Source organism: Plantibacter sp. lyk4-40-MEA-4 (assembly GCF_030209415.1).
GTDB lineage: Bacteria > Actinomycetota > Actinomycetes > Actinomycetales > Microbacteriaceae > Plantibacter > Plantibacter flavus_A.
Window position 1 is genome coordinate 140866 of record NZ_JARVSA010000007.1, and the last position, 13830, is coordinate 154695.

Consider the following 13830-nt stretch of genomic DNA (forward strand, 5'->3'; position numbering starts at 1 on the left):
CTCAGGCGCTGCCGGCGTCAGGCGGTGCCGTTGCCCCCGTCCGGTGCGCCGTCGGCGAGTCGGCGTTCAAGCTCGGTGATGCGCAGGTCCTGCAGAGCGCTCTCCTCGGCGAGCGTCCGACTCCGCTGCTCGAGTGTGGTCAGTTCCGAGCTGTGCTGGATGCTCACGAGGAACAGGACGAGGATGCTCACGAAGAACACGAGGTTCGTCGGGATCTCCACGCCGATCGCGACGGCGACACCGGCGAGCACCTGGGGGAAGACACCGATGATGAGCGCGAGGCAGCCGGCCACCAGCCACCACACGGCGTGGCGCTCGCGCATCCTGCGGCGTCGGAGCATCTCGATGACGACCCCGAGCGTGAACAGGGCGGCGACGATGCCCAGGATGTAGGTGCCGAGGGGCATCATGCGGTCACCACCTCTCCTTGGAGCGCGACCGGCGGTCGGATGAGTGCGAACACGAGCGCGAGGCCGGCGCGCGCCAGGTAGGTCGCGGCTTTGAACGGGTTGTGCGACGGGGTGCCGCCAGCGCGGGGCCGCATGGCCACGGGCACCTGGCGGATGACGCAACCGGCGCGCGCGGCGATCACGAGCGACTCGATCGTGTCACCGAGGTATTCGGCAGGGTAGTGCTCGGCGAAGAGCCGGACCGCCCGAGGTCCCGTCGCGCGGAAACCACTCGTCGTGTCGGTGAGCTTCGTCCGTGCGACCCGGCTGAGGACGCCGGAGAGCACGACCATCGCCCACTTGCGGGGTCCTCGCACCTCGTAGTTGCCCGCACCCGCGAACCGTGCGCCGAGGACGAGGTCGGCGGTCGCCAGTTCATCGAGGAGCTGCAGCACGCCGGCCGGGTCGTGCTGTCCGTCCGAATCGACCTGCACGACGTTGCGGTACCCATGCTCGAGCGCGTACTTGAAGCCGACCCGCATCGCACCGCCGACCCCGAGGTTGAACGGGAGCTCGGCAACGACGGCGCCCGCAGACCTCGCCTGGACGGTCGTGTCGTCGGTCGAGCCGTCGTTCACGACGAGGATCGCGACACCCGGCAGCTTGTCCTGGACCTCACGCACCACGGCGGCGACGGACGCCTCCTCGTTGAGCGCCGGCATGACGATGAGCGTGCGTTCGAGCTGGTGCGGCATGAGGCAATCCTACTCAGGGAGAGCCTGGTCGATCCGTGCGACGGGCTGATCAGACGAAGGTGTGCCGGAGCAGGATGCGCAGTCCCGCGGTGTCGCGGGCGAGCGCCGCCTTCGGGAGTTGCAGGGCCGCGTTCAGCCGCGAGGTGACGTGCGCGCGGGCGACTCGAGAAGCCCGGTTCCAACCGAGTGCCGCCTGTCGGGCGGCCTCCTCGGCGAACACCGTGCGCTCCTGTTGGAAGCGCTTGCCGTCCACGGCGGTGTAGGAGGACACACTCCCGCCGTGTCGGCGATACCGGAAGACCGTGGTGTCGTCGAGCACGAGCGTGCCGCCGCCGCGGAAGATCTCCATCATCAGGGCGAGATCCTGGACCACGTGGAGGTCGGCCCGGAACCCGAAGCGCCGAACCGAATCGACGCGCCAGCACACGGACGGGAAGTACGCCCAGTTGCCGCGGAGCAGGCTGGCCGTGAGTCGCTCGCCGGCGAGCCGGACCGGCTCGGGTGCGGCCGGTCGGAGGATCGCCTTGATCCGGTCGCCCAGTGGTCGGACGACCTGCCCGGCCTCGTCGATCACTTCCACACCGGGCTGGATGAGGTCGACGTCGGGGAATCTCGCCGCGATGGTCGCCATCCGCGCCACGTACTCCGGGAGGAGCTCGTCGTCGCACCCCATGAGGACACACCGTTCCGCCGTCACGAGTTCGATGCAGCGGTCGAAGTTGCCGCTCACCCCGAGGTTCCGTTCGTTGCGGAGGTACACGATGCGATCGTCGCCGAGCGACTGCAGCCACTCGCCCGGCGCCGTGTCGGGATACACGTCGTCGACGACGACCAACCGCCAGTCCGGATCGGTCTGCGCGAGCACACTCAGTACCGCCGTGCGGAAGTGGTCGAAGCGGCCGTAGAAAGGCATCATGATGTCGAGCGTCACCCCGGTACGGTAGCAAGCTTCCGGAGCGGGAGGGCCGCCCGAAGGAGACCACGGCCCGGGTAGAGTGGTCTTCCATGACTGAGACATCAGCCCCGGCGGCCCCGGCCACGACAGGCGTCACCACCAAGAAGGCCGTCATCACCGGTATCACCGGCCAGGACGGCAGCTACCTCGCAGAACTCCTGCTGTCGAAGGGGTACGAGGTGCACGGTTTCGTGCGTCGCGCGTCGACCTTCAACACCGGGCGGATCGACCACATCTACGACCCCGAGGCGACCCACGACGGTTCGCCCAGGCTCCAGTTGCACTTCGCCGACCTGGCCGACGGCTCGCGCCTGGCGACACTGCTCGCGGAGATCCAGCCCGACGAGGTGTACAACCTCGCCGCGCAGTCGCACGTACGGGTCAGCTTCGACGAGCCGGAGTACACCGGCGACACGACCGGCATCGGGACGGTCCGGCTCCTCGAGGCCATCCGCCAGATCGGTCTCCACTGCCGCTTCTACCAGGCGTCCAGTTCCGAGATGTTCGGGGCGACGCCGCCGCCGCAGAACGAGGAGACCCCGTTCTACCCGCGTTCGCCCTACGGCGTCGCGAAGGTCTACTCCTACTGGATCACTCGCAACTACCGCGAGGCCTACGGGATGTTCGCGGTCAACGGCATCCTGTTCAACCACGAGTCGCCGCGACGCGGTGGCACCTTCGTGACCCGCAAGATCACCCGCGCCGCCGCGCGCATCGCCGCCGGCCAGCAGGACTTCCTGTACATGGGCAACCTCGACGCCGTCCGCGACTGGGGCTACGCGCCCGACTACGTCGAGGGCATGTGGCGGATGCTGCAGGCCGACGAACCGACCGACTTCGTGCTCGCCACCAACACCGCGTACACCGTCAAGGACTTCCTGCAGTTCTCCTTCGAGCGGCTCGACCTCGACTGGGAGAAGTACGTCAAGTTCGACGAGCGCTACCTCCGTCCCACCGAGGTCGACGCGCTCATCGGTGACTACGCGAAGGCCGAGTCCGTCCTCGGCTGGACCCCGAAGGTGCTCCCGCCGCGCCTAGCGCAGATCATGGTCGACTCCGACGTCGCCGAGCTCGAGGCGTCGGGCAAGCCCTACATCGACACCGCGGAGGTCTAGGCGCGGTGCGCGTCCTCCTCACCGGTGGTGCCGGCATGCTCGGTTCGAGCATCGCCGCGGTCTGGCCCACGCTCCGCGCCGCCGACGAGCTGATCGTGGCGACGCGTGCGGACGCCGACCTCACCGATCGAGCCGCCGTCGCAGCCCTCATCGGCCGGACGGCGCCGGACGCGATCGTGCACGCCGCCGCCAAGGTCGCCGGCATCCAGGCGAAGCTGCAGCGTCCCACCGACTTCCTGCTCGACAACCTCCTGATCGACACCTCGGTCATCCGAGGCGCGATCGATGCCGGTGTCCCCGAGCTGCTCTACGTGTCGAGCGCGGCGATCTACCCCGAGGGGCTCCCACAGCCGATCGGTGAGGGCGCTCTCCTCAGCGGCACGCTGGAGGGCGCGAACGAGGGGTATGCGCTCGCGAAGATCGCCGGGACGAAGCTCTGCGAGTACGCGAGTCGGCAGTACGGGTTCGCCTATCGCGCAGCAGTGCCGTCGAACCTCTACGGCCCGGGCGACGACTACACCCACGGTCAGGCGCACCTCATCGCCGCCGCCCTCGGCAAGGTCCACGCCGCCGTGGCGAGCGGCTCCGACGAGGTCGAGGTCTGGGGCGACGGCACCGCCCGACGCGAGTTCACCTACACGCCCGACCTCGCGGCGTGGCTCGTCACGCAGCTCGGCTCACTCGACGCGTGGCCCGTCACGCTCAACCTCGGGCCGGGTGTCGACCACAGCATCACCGAGTACTACGAAGCAGCCGGTCGCGCCGCCGGCTTCACCGGTCGCTTCCGGTACGACGCCACCAAGCCTTCCGGAGTGCACCAGCGCCTGCTCGACTCAGCCGCCGCCCGTGCGCTCGGCTGGAACCCCACCACCCCGCTCGCGGCCGGCGTCGCCGCGAGCTACCACGCCTACCTCGCAGCTCAGGAGCCCCAGACAGCATGACCGACGACACCTTCGACTCCGGTTTCCCCCTCGCGACCTCCTCCTGGGACGCCGCGGAGTACGCCGCCATCCAGCGCGTCGTCGACAGCGGCCGCTTCACCATGGGGCCGCTGGTCGCGCAGTTCGAGCGCGATTTCGCCAGTGCGTTCGGCGCCGGCTTCGGCGTCATGGTCAACTCCGGTTCGAGCGCGAACCTCCTCGCGATCGCCGCTGCCGTCCTCGACGACCGGGTCGACCTGCAGGCGGGGGACGAGGTCCTGGTCCCCGCCGTGTCCTGGGCCACCACCTACTACCCGCTCCAGCAGTACGGCCTCATCCCGAGCTTCGTCGACATCGACGTCGACACCCTCAACATGGACCTGTCGCTCGCCGAGGCCGCCATCACCCCGCGCACCAAGGCGATCTTCGCGGTCAACCTCCTCGGCAACCCGAACGACTTCGCGGCGCTCACGGCACTCGCCGAACGTCACGGTCTCCTCCTGCTGGAGGACAACTGCGAGTCCCTCGGCGCGAAGGACGACGGTCGGTTCGCCGGCACGGTCGGTGCGATGGGGACGTTCAGCGCCTTCTTCTCCCACCACATCTCGACGATGGAGGGCGGGATGATCCTGACGGACGACGAGGCCACGGCGCAGATGCTCATCTCGCTGCGGGCTCACGGCTGGACCCGCGGACTCCCCGAGCAGAACGCCGTCCACGACAAGTCGGGCGACGAGTGGGACGACCTCTTCCGTTTCGTCCTTCCCGGGTACAACGTCCGCCCGCTCGAGATGTCCGGCGCGATCGGCATCGAGCAGATCCAGAAGGTCCCACGGCTCATCGCCGGCCGTCGGGAGAACGCCTTGTACTGGACGGAACGCTTCGCCGACCTCGATTCCGTGCGCATCCAGCGCGAGCAGGGCGAGAGCAGCTGGTTCGGCTTCTCCCTCGTGCTCGAGGGCGCGCTCGCCGGCCGCCGCAAGGAGGTCGTGCAGGCGTTCGCCGCCGCGGGGATCGAGTCACGGCCCATCGTGGCGGGCAACTTCACGAAGAACCCGGTCATGAAGTACCTCGACGCGAAGGTCCCGGCGGAACTCCCCGCCGCCGACAAGATCCACGAGGACGGGCTGTTCGTCGGCAACCACCACTTCCCGGTCCACGCCGGTATCGACCGCGTGTACGACGTGGTGGCCAAACTCTCCTAGGCTGGGTCTGCGCGGCCGCCCCACCGGTCCGCAGCAGCTTCCGTTCCACTGTCCACCTCTTCCCCCAAACCGACGAGGACCGTGCACCGTGACCCAGCCGATCAACGCGCCATCGAACGACGTCCTGACCCTCGACGAGGCGGCCGCGCGGCTCCTCGGCTGCCGGGCGGTGCTGTTCGACCTCGACGGCGTCATCACCCCGACCGCCGAGATCCACATGCACGCGTGGGCGAAGCTCTTTACCGACGAGCTCCTCGCCCACGGGATCACCGAGCCCTACACCGACGCCGACTACTTCCAGTACATCGACGGCAAGCCGCGGTACGACGGGGTGCGCGCGATGCTCGCGTCACGCGGCATCACGCTTCCCGAGGGTTCGCCGACCGACGCGCCTGAGCTGGAGACCGTGTGCGGTCTCGGCAACCGGAAGAACTCGGTGTTCACGGCCGTCCTGGAAGCGGACGGCATCGCCGCGTACCCGGGATCGTTGACCTTCCTCGACACGGTCGAGCAGGCAGGGCTCGAGGTCGCCGTGGTGTCGAGTTCCAAGAACGCCGAGGTCGTCCTCCGAGCGGCAGGGCTCCGTGAGCGGTTCCCGGTCGTGATGGACGGCGTCGTCGCCGCGCGCGAGGGGATCGCCGGCAAGCCCGCGCCGGACACCTACGTCGAGGCCGGTCGTCTGCTCGGCTACGCTCCGTCGGAGTGCGTCGTCGTCGAGGACGCGCATTCCGGGGTCGAGGCCGGCCGCCGCGGCGACTTCGGTCTCGTGCTCGGCGTCGACCGCGGTATCGGACACCAGGCGCTCATCGATGCCGGCGCGGACATCGTGGTCGATGACCTCGCCGACCTCGTCGACCCACTGCGGTCGGCTTCGCGAACAGCCGGGCCGGACGCGCCGGCCGACCCACAGATCCCCACGGCACCCCACGACTCCTCCGAGGACCAGGCATGAACCACATCACCAGCGACCCGCTCGACCGTCACCGGTTCCCACTCGACGACTGGGCGCTCGTCGAGACGCACGTCGACGCGGACGACGAGGGAACGACCGAGACCCTCTTCGCGCTCGGCAACGGCTACCTCGGTTTCCGCGGCAACGTCGAGGAGGGCCGCGACGGCCACGTCCACGGGACGTTCATCAACGGGTTCCACGAGACCTGGCCGATCCGTCACGCCGAGGAGGCGTTCGGCTTCGCCCGCGTCGGTCAGACGATCGTCAACGCGCCCGACACGAAGGTCGTCCGCCTCTACGTCGACGACGAGCCGCTGATCCTCAACGACGCCGACCTGCTGAGCTTCGAGCGTCGGCTCGACTTCAAGACCGGTGTCCTCAGCCGCGAACTCGAATGGCGGACGCCCTCCGGGAAGCGGGTCCACATCCGTTCCCGTCGCATGGTGTCCTTCACCGACCGCCACCTCGCGGTCCTCGACTACGAGGTCACGTTGCTCGACGCGGATGCGTCGCTCGTGCTCTCCAGTCAGATCATCAACCGCCAGGACCGTCAGGACGACTACCTGACGAACGCACCCGAGCCGGGGATGGGCGACCCGCGCAAGGCGGAGTCCCTCACCGAGCGGGTGCTGCAGCCTCGCTACAAGCTCATCGACGGTCCACGAGCGATGCTCGGGTACCAGACGACGAACTCCGGCATGACGATCGTCGCCGGCGCCGACCACACGATCGAGACCGAGAACGAGTACGAGGTCTCGACGCACATCGAGTCCGACCTCGCGAAGCACGTGTACACGATCCGCGGTCGCGCGGGCGTGCCCACGAAGCTCACCAAGATCATCAGCTACCACACCTCGAACGCCGTCCCGCCGAAGGAACTCGCCGATCGCTGCGCCCGCACGCTCGACCGTTCCGCCGAGAACGGCATCGAATCCGCGATCCGCAACCAGGAGCTGTGGCTGGAGGACTTCTGGGCGCGCTCCGACGTCGAGGTCCACGGACAGCCTGCCATCCAGCAGGCGACGCGCTGGAACCTCTTCCAGCTGGCGCAGGCGTCCGCACGCACGGACGGCGGCGGTGTCGCGGCGAAGGGTGTGTCCGGGTCCGGGTACGGTGGCCACTACTTCTGGGACACCGAGGTCTACGTCCTCCCGTTCCTCAGTTACACGGCGCCGCTCGTCGCACGGAACGCCCTCCGGTTCCGCCAGAACATGCTCGACGCCGCCCGCTCCCGCGCGACCGAACTCAACCAGCACGGTGCCCTGTTCCCGTGGCGCACGATCAACGGGCTCGAGTCGTCCGCGTACTACGCGGCCGGCACGGCGCAGTACCACATCGACGCCGACATCTCCTACGCGCTACGGCAGTACGTCGCGGCGACGGGGGACGAGGACTTCCTGGCCCGCGGAGCCGTCGACATCTTCGTCGAGACGGCCCGCATGTGGGCCGACCTGGGCTTCTGGCGCGCGAACGGCAAGGACTCGTTCCACATCTACGGGGTCACGGGGCCCGACGAGTACACGACCGTCGTGAACGACAACCTCTACACGAACGTCATGGCACGGGCGAACCTGCTGTCGGCCGTCGAGGCCGTGGAGCGCCTCCGCGAGGACGACCCGGCCTCCTTCGAACGGTTGGTCACGCGGCTGTCGCTCGACGACGCCGAGGTCCGCGAGTGGCAGCGCGCCGCCGAGCACATGCACATCCCCTTCGACAAGCGGCTCGGCATCCACCCGCAGGACGCCCAGTTCCTCGAGAAGGAGCTGTGGGACCTCGATCACACCCCTCCTGAGCACCTCCCGCTGCTCCTGCACTTCCACCCGCTCGTCATCTACCGGTTCCAGGTGCTCAAGCAGGCGGACGTCGTGCTGGCGCTGCTCCTCCAGGGCGACCACTTCACCGACGAGGAGAAGCTCGCCGACTTCGACTACTACGACCCGCTGACGACTGGCGACTCGACCCTGTCGGCGGTCGTGCAGTCGATCATCGCCGCCGAGGTCGGGTACCAGCGGCTCGCGCTCAAGTACTTCTGGTCGGCGCTGTTCGTCGACCTCGCGAACCTGCACCGCAACACCCCGGACGGTGTGCACGTCGCCTCCACCGGCGGCGTGTGGAGCGCCCTCGTGCTCGGCTTCGCGGGCATGCGCGACCACGGCGGCGTGATCTCGTTCTCGCCGCGCCTGCCGGTCGACTGGCAGGGCATCACCTTCCGACTCACGGTCAAGGGCACGCGGGTGCGCATCTCCGTCCGGCGCACCGAGATGCGGTTCACCGTCGAAGAGGGCGATTCCGCCTCGTTCGTCGTCGGCGGGGGCAACGTGCTCGTCGAGGCCGGGACGACGGTCACCGTTCCGCTCGACAACCAGGGTCCGCACCTCGTCGGCGAGCCGAGCGCGAGCGACATCGAGGGCAGCCGCCGTGCCGACGGCTCGCTCATCACGGTGTCGATGCCGACGATCGCCCTCGGCCCGGCCGACACCGAGTCGATCCCGGTCATCCAGCCGCAGTCGGAGTAGCGCGACGCGGCTGGATGGCGGTCGCTTGCCATCCAGCCGCGGGCGTGTCAGGCGAGTGTGGTCCGGAAGGTCTCGAGCGTGCGTGTCGCCACGCGTTCCCAGGAGAACTGTTTGGCGCGTTCCCGGCCCTGATCGGCGAGTTCGGCCATCCGTGCGGGGTCACTGACCGCCGTCGTCATGGCGTTGGCGATCGACTCCAAGGAGTGCGGGTCGAAGTACTCGGCCGCATCGCCGGCGACCTCCCGGTACACGGGGATGTCGGAGATGAGCACGGGGAGCCCCGCCATCATGGCTTCGAGGGCCGGCAGGCTGAAACCGTCGTGGAAGGACGGCATGGCGAGCGCGGTCGCGGTCTCGTAGAGGTGACCGAGTTCCTCGCTGGTCAACCAGGATCGCAGCTCGACCCAGTCGCGCATGCCGACCTCGTCGACGACGGCGCGCAGCGGGTCCTCGCCATGGCTGCCGGTGATGACCACCCGAGGGCGGACCGCCTCGTCAATGAGCGGCAACGCTCTGATGAGACCAGCCCAGTTCTTGTGCGGGCGCCGGTTGCCCGTCGCCAGGATGAACGGGTGCTCCGTGTCCGGTCGTCGTTCGCCCATCGGCAGGGCGGTGCCGGCGAGGGGGATGAGGTCGATGCGGTCTGCCGGGAAGCCGAGGTAGGTGATGATCTCGCGCCGGGACACCTCACTGATCGTGATCATCCGGCTGGCGTTCCGCGCACCCAGGCGCTCCATGAACTTCACGGGTTCGGTGAACGCCGGGGTGCTCATCATCTGGGGCTGGCTCCAGTAGAGCATGTCGTGCATGGAGATCACGGTGGGCATGCTGCTCCGGGCGGGACCGAGCAGAGCCGGGCAGTGCAACAGATCCGCACGGTGACGCTTGGCGATGCGACCGATCGACCAGAGCTCGCCGATCGCCCACCGGAAGCGGTTCTCTCCGCTGATACCGGTGTCGATCATGTCCCCGGGGAACCAGGAACGGTCGAGCTGATATCCCTCCTTGCTGGCGAGTCCGACGAACTCGAACTCACTGCCGAGGCGGCCGATCTCGCGGTACAGCTCGCGGGCGTAGGTCTCCATACCGCCTTTCGTTCCGGTGTACGAGAGGAGGTCGACGGCTACGCGGGGCATAAGGCCCGAGGATACCAGCGGGACGGTGGGGATAGGCTGGTGGGCGGTCCGGCGAGCGGTGAGGAGCGGGTCAATGCCAGCAGCACCAGTCGACGCACGCGTCTCCGTCGCCCTCTGCACATACAACGGTGAGGCGTTCCTCGCCGAGCAGCTGGCGAGCATCGACCGGCAGACCGTACTGCCCGGCGAGATCGTGATCAGCGACGACGGGTCCACCGACGGGACGTCGGCCATCGTCGAGCGCTTCGCCGAGGCGTCGTCGGTCCCGGTGCGCTTCCTGCGGAATCCGACCGCGCTCGGTGTGACACGCAACTTCGAGAGCGTGATCCGTGCCACCGACGGGGACCTGGTCGTCCTGTCCGATCAGGACGACGTGTGGCGGCCCGACCGTCTCGAGCGTGCCTTGGCCGCCTTCGACGCGCGTCCGGAACTCCAGATGGTGTGCTCCGACGCCCGTCTCGTCGGAGCCGATGGGGCGTCCCTCGGCACCACGCTCTTCGCGTCGCTGTCGATCGGCCCGCACGAACGCGACGGGATCCGGGCTGGTGACGCGTTCGGCGTGCTGTTGCGGCGCAATCTGGTCACCGGTGCGACCGCGATGCTCCGACGAGAGGTCTTCGACGCGGCCGTGCCGTTCCCGGCTCCATGGGTCCACGACGAGTGGTTGGCGATCGTCGCCGCATCGCGCGGACCCATCGAGCTGCTGGACGAACCGCTCGTCGACTACCGGCAGCACGGCGCGAACCAGATCGGGATCGTCGAGCCGACGCTGGCGTACAAGATCTCGAGGCTGATGCAGCCGGGGCGTCAGCGCAATCGGGACATCGCCGACCGCGTCGCAGGGCTCGCTTCCTGGCTCGACGAGGCCCGTGAGCCCGCACCGCTCGCCGATCGCTCGGCCGTCGTCGCCAAAGCGGCCTTCGAGCGGTTCCGGGCCGATCTCCCTCCGGCCCGATGGCGACGGATCCTCCCTGTCCTGTTGCGTGCTCCCCGCGGCGAGTACCAGCGCTACGCCAGCCAGGGGGCCCTGGACATCGTCAGGGATCTGCTGCAGCCGGCCTAGCCTCGGGTCACCTGCGATACGGCCGCGCCGGCCACGACCACGCCGAGCGCGAGGAGGCCGCCCCGCCACGGCGCCCGATGACGCGCGGCGAGGAGGAGCAGTGCCATCACGACGAGTTCCCGGGCGTTCACGAGCCAGGCTGCGAGCTGCAGGTCGTGGAGGGCGACGACGCCGACCGGGAGGGACAGCAGCACACCGACCGCCTTGATCGGACTCGCCCGGCGCATCCGGCTCTCGGCCTGGAGGACTGCCGTGACCGACCAGGCGACGACCGAGGGGGCGACCGACAGCGTGAGGACTGGGACGAGTGCCAGGGCGGGGTCCCAGTCGTCTGCGAGGAAGGGGCCCAGGACCAGCTCAGCCCCGATGCTCGTCGCCATGGCGGCCACGACCGCCAGGACCAGGGATCGTCGAAGCGAAGCCTCCGTGAGCGCGACGATCTGGGACCCTCGGCCGTCACGTGCCGCTTCGGCGAGGACCGGCCGGAGGACGTTGATCGCAGCCAGCGCCGCCGCGTCGCCGATGCTCCGCGACAGCGACATGGCGAACGCGTACTGGCCCAGACGTGCCCCGCCGGCGAGAGCCCCGATCGAGAGGCGGTCGGTCTGTCCCTGTCCCCAGCCGAGCAGCGAGAACAGTGCCGTGTGGAGGTAGTCGCCCAGGACGTTCACGGTCGGTTCGCGGGAATGCGCGTCGGCGGCGGACGCGCGGGGGAGTCGCGCTGCGCGTCGCCGGTTGAGCAGGGCGAACCCCGCCTCCGCGACCATCGCCTGCAGGGCGCTGGCGAGGAGCGATCCCGTCGCCAGGAGGGTCGGCGCGCTGCAGAGCAGGGAGGCCGTCGACGACCATGCCTGATGCGATGCGATCTCCTTCCATCTCCCGGCTCGCTGCAGCCGGACCAGGGCGTCGATTCCCACGGCCGAAGCCGCCGGGACGAGGACGAACGGCGCGAGGGCGATCGCCTGCCATCGGTCCTCCGCATGATGCGTCAGGACCAGGGCTCCGACGGTCACGGCGAGCGCGGCGCCTCCGATCAGCGCGGACCAGACCCGGAACCGGCGGACGAACCGTTCCCCGGCCTCGGTGTCTCCGTGGACGACGGCGGTCTGCCGGGCGGCCGTGTCGCCGACGGTCTGGACGAGCGTGAGGGCGAGGACCATCCACGCGTACATGCCGACGAGGGACGGCGTGAGCCGGGCCGCGAGGACGAGCATGATGAGCGCCGACGCCACCCGGGGCAGGATCCGCTCGAGGATCGCCCAGGCGAGATGGATCATCGGCCGTTCACAGATAGCACGTGCCTCGGCGCACGCTCTCCCGGAGGCGTCCGATCCTGCCAGCCAACCGTTCGACGGCGAACCGTCTGCGGAGCGACCGGTGACCGCTCGTGACGATGATCAACAGGCACGCCGTGACCGAGAGGACCGCACGGATCGGCGATGATCGCGGCATCCCCGATGAGCGGTGCCGGACATACAGATGGGTGACCCCGCGGCCGTAGTTGATGTGCTGCCGTATCACCTGTCGGAGATCGGCGCGGAGCGCGTACGTCACGACAGCGTCGGGCACGAGTACCGTCGTTGCTCCGGTCAGCGCGGCTCGCCAGAAGAAGTCCGTGTCGTCACCGCCGTCGCGGAACGTCTCGTCGAACCCACCGACACGTTCGTACACCTCCCTCGTGAACCCGCAGTTCGCACCGAACGGGCTCGCGAGATCCCAGCCGACGAACAGGAGCTCTCGCTGTCGCATGATGACGGTGCCGTCTGGCAGGGTGCGATCCAGCCCGCCACCGACGCACTCGGCGCCGGCTTCGAACGCGGCATGGTGCGCTGCCAGCCAGCCCTCGTGGACGATGTCGTCGGCGTCGCACAGCAGGATCCGGTCACCCCGTCCTGCTTCTACCCCTCGGTTTCGAGCGTGGTTGATGCCGGTCCGCGCGGAGGCGTCGATGAGACGCACACGGTCGTCGTTGCGGGCGACGGAACGGATGAGGTCGGCGGTCCCGTCGGTGGAGCCGTTGTCCGCGACGAGCACCTCGAGGTCGATCGAGGCATCCTGCTTCAGGACGGCGTTCAGCTGCGCGTTCAGTGTCGCTGCCCCGTCACGGCAGGGGATGACGATCGTGTACACGGGGGCCTTTCATGGGTGGAGAGGGGCGAAGTCCGTCGGGTGTCACGGGGTCCGTCGGAATGCTGACGGGATCGGGAACCGTTCGACGGTCGATGCGGCGGGACCGACGACGAGGGACCCTGGAGCGACGGACCGAGTGACGATGGCTCCGGTCCCGATCACGGACCCCCGTCCGATCGTCACGCCCGCCAATACGGTGACCCCGGCGGCCAGCCAGACGTCGTCCTCGAGGACCACCGGCTCGACCTTGACGGGCTGCCCGGGCCGCACCGGATGGAAGTTCGTGTCGTAGATCCGCGCACCGTCTCCGATCGAGACGCGGTCGCCGATCACGATCGACTGCTCGGCGTGGATGCACGACCCCTGGTTGATGAAGACCCGGTCTCCGAGGACGAGCGAGCCGCCTGGGCCGGTGGATATCGACGAGCGCTGCGTGGTCGAGCGGAGCTTGAGGCGCACGCCCGCACGAAAGGTTCCGGGGATCACGAGGACGGGCGCGCGCCCTTCGAAGATCGCGAGGCGCGGACTCACACCGGCGCGGATCCACAGCAGAATGCCGGCACGGATGAGGCCCGAGGCGTTCACGGACAGTTTGCGGAGATGCAGGAGGGTTCGGCGGAGTGCTTTCGGCACGGGGTCCTTCGAATCGGCGGAGTTTGGAGTTCACTGGGTCGACCAGTATATTACAGATGCT

General features: G+C 68.9%; 13 protein-coding genes. 6 read left to right on the top strand and 7 right to left on the bottom strand.

Going from position 1 to position 13830, the window contains the following annotated elements; genetic code table 11:
• Positions 1–17: 17 nt before the first annotated feature.
• From QRN44_RS13940 to QRN44_RS13950, 3 genes are read right to left on the bottom strand one after another with little or no spacing between them, the layout of a single operon-like run.
• Complete coding sequence (locus QRN44_RS13940; RefSeq protein WP_285039421.1) at positions 18–410, bottom strand: DUF2304 domain-containing protein; 393 nt, start codon at positions 408–410, stop codon at positions 18–20.
• Positions 407–1144, bottom strand: a complete 738-nt coding sequence (locus tag QRN44_RS13945; protein WP_064295202.1) for a glycosyltransferase family 2 protein — start codon at positions 1142–1144, stop codon at positions 407–409. The genes QRN44_RS13940 and QRN44_RS13945 overlap by 4 nt, the downstream gene beginning before the upstream one ends.
• A 49-nt stretch (positions 1145–1193) precedes the next feature.
• Positions 1194–2075 (bottom strand): glycosyltransferase family 2 protein, encoded by an 882-nt coding sequence (locus tag QRN44_RS13950; RefSeq protein WP_064295203.1) that lies wholly within the window; start codon positions 2073–2075, stop codon positions 1194–1196.
• A gap of 74 nt (positions 2076–2149) precedes the next feature.
• Between QRN44_RS13950 and gmd the strand changes: the two genes are divergently transcribed.
• From gmd to QRN44_RS13975, 5 genes are all read left to right on the top strand, one after another.
• A complete protein-coding gene (gene gmd / locus QRN44_RS13955; RefSeq protein WP_064295204.1) occupies positions 2150–3214 on the top strand; it encodes a GDP-mannose 4,6-dehydratase in 1065 nt (354 codons plus the stop codon).
• A 5-nt stretch (positions 3215–3219) separates the two neighbouring features.
• Positions 3220–4155 (top strand): NAD-dependent epimerase/dehydratase family protein, encoded by a 936-nt coding sequence (locus QRN44_RS13960; RefSeq protein ID WP_121291883.1) that lies wholly within the window; start codon positions 3220–3222, stop codon positions 4153–4155.
• On the top strand, positions 4152–5339 hold the full coding sequence (locus QRN44_RS13965; protein ID WP_121291882.1) for a DegT/DnrJ/EryC1/StrS family aminotransferase: 1188 nt from the start codon (positions 4152–4154) through the stop codon (positions 5337–5339). The genes QRN44_RS13960 and QRN44_RS13965 overlap by 4 nt, the downstream gene beginning before the upstream one ends.
• Positions 5340–5463: 124 nt before the next feature.
• Entirely contained in the window at positions 5464–6291 is an 828-nt protein-coding gene (locus QRN44_RS13970) for an HAD family hydrolase (protein WP_121292050.1), read from the top strand.
• Complete coding sequence (locus QRN44_RS13975; RefSeq protein WP_064295207.1) at positions 6288–8807, top strand: glycoside hydrolase family 65 protein; 2520 nt, start codon at positions 6288–6290, stop codon at positions 8805–8807. The genes QRN44_RS13970 and QRN44_RS13975 overlap by 4 nt, the downstream gene beginning before the upstream one ends.
• Positions 8808–8854: 47 nt before the next feature.
• Here QRN44_RS13975 and QRN44_RS13980 read toward each other — a convergent pair whose 3' ends face one another.
• Positions 8855–9943 (bottom strand): glycosyltransferase family 4 protein, encoded by a 1089-nt coding sequence (locus tag QRN44_RS13980; protein WP_285039422.1) that lies wholly within the window; start codon positions 9941–9943, stop codon positions 8855–8857.
• Between the two features lie 73 nt (positions 9944–10016).
• On the opposite strand from QRN44_RS13980, the gene QRN44_RS13985 reads away from it, so the two are divergent.
• Complete coding sequence (locus tag QRN44_RS13985) at positions 10017–11006, top strand: glycosyltransferase family 2 protein (protein WP_285039423.1); 990 nt, start codon at positions 10017–10019, stop codon at positions 11004–11006.
• Here the strand turns inward: QRN44_RS13985 and QRN44_RS13990 are convergent.
• From QRN44_RS13990 to QRN44_RS14000, 3 genes are read right to left on the bottom strand one after another with little or no spacing between them, the layout of a single operon-like run.
• The gene (locus QRN44_RS13990; RefSeq protein ID WP_285039424.1) at positions 11003–12283 is read right to left on the bottom strand and encodes a lipopolysaccharide biosynthesis protein; all 1281 of its coding nucleotides are present in this window, start codon (positions 12281–12283) and stop codon (positions 11003–11005) included. The two genes, QRN44_RS13985 and QRN44_RS13990, sit on opposite strands and share 4 nt — an antisense overlap.
• A gap of 7 nt (positions 12284–12290) precedes the next feature.
• Complete coding sequence (locus QRN44_RS13995) at positions 12291–13136, bottom strand: glycosyltransferase family 2 protein (protein ID WP_071262497.1); 846 nt, start codon at positions 13134–13136, stop codon at positions 12291–12293.
• Between the two features lie 42 nt (positions 13137–13178).
• Complete coding sequence (locus QRN44_RS14000; protein ID WP_285039425.1) at positions 13179–13769, bottom strand: acyltransferase; 591 nt, start codon at positions 13767–13769, stop codon at positions 13179–13181.
• Between the last annotated feature and the right edge of the window lie 61 nt (positions 13770–13830).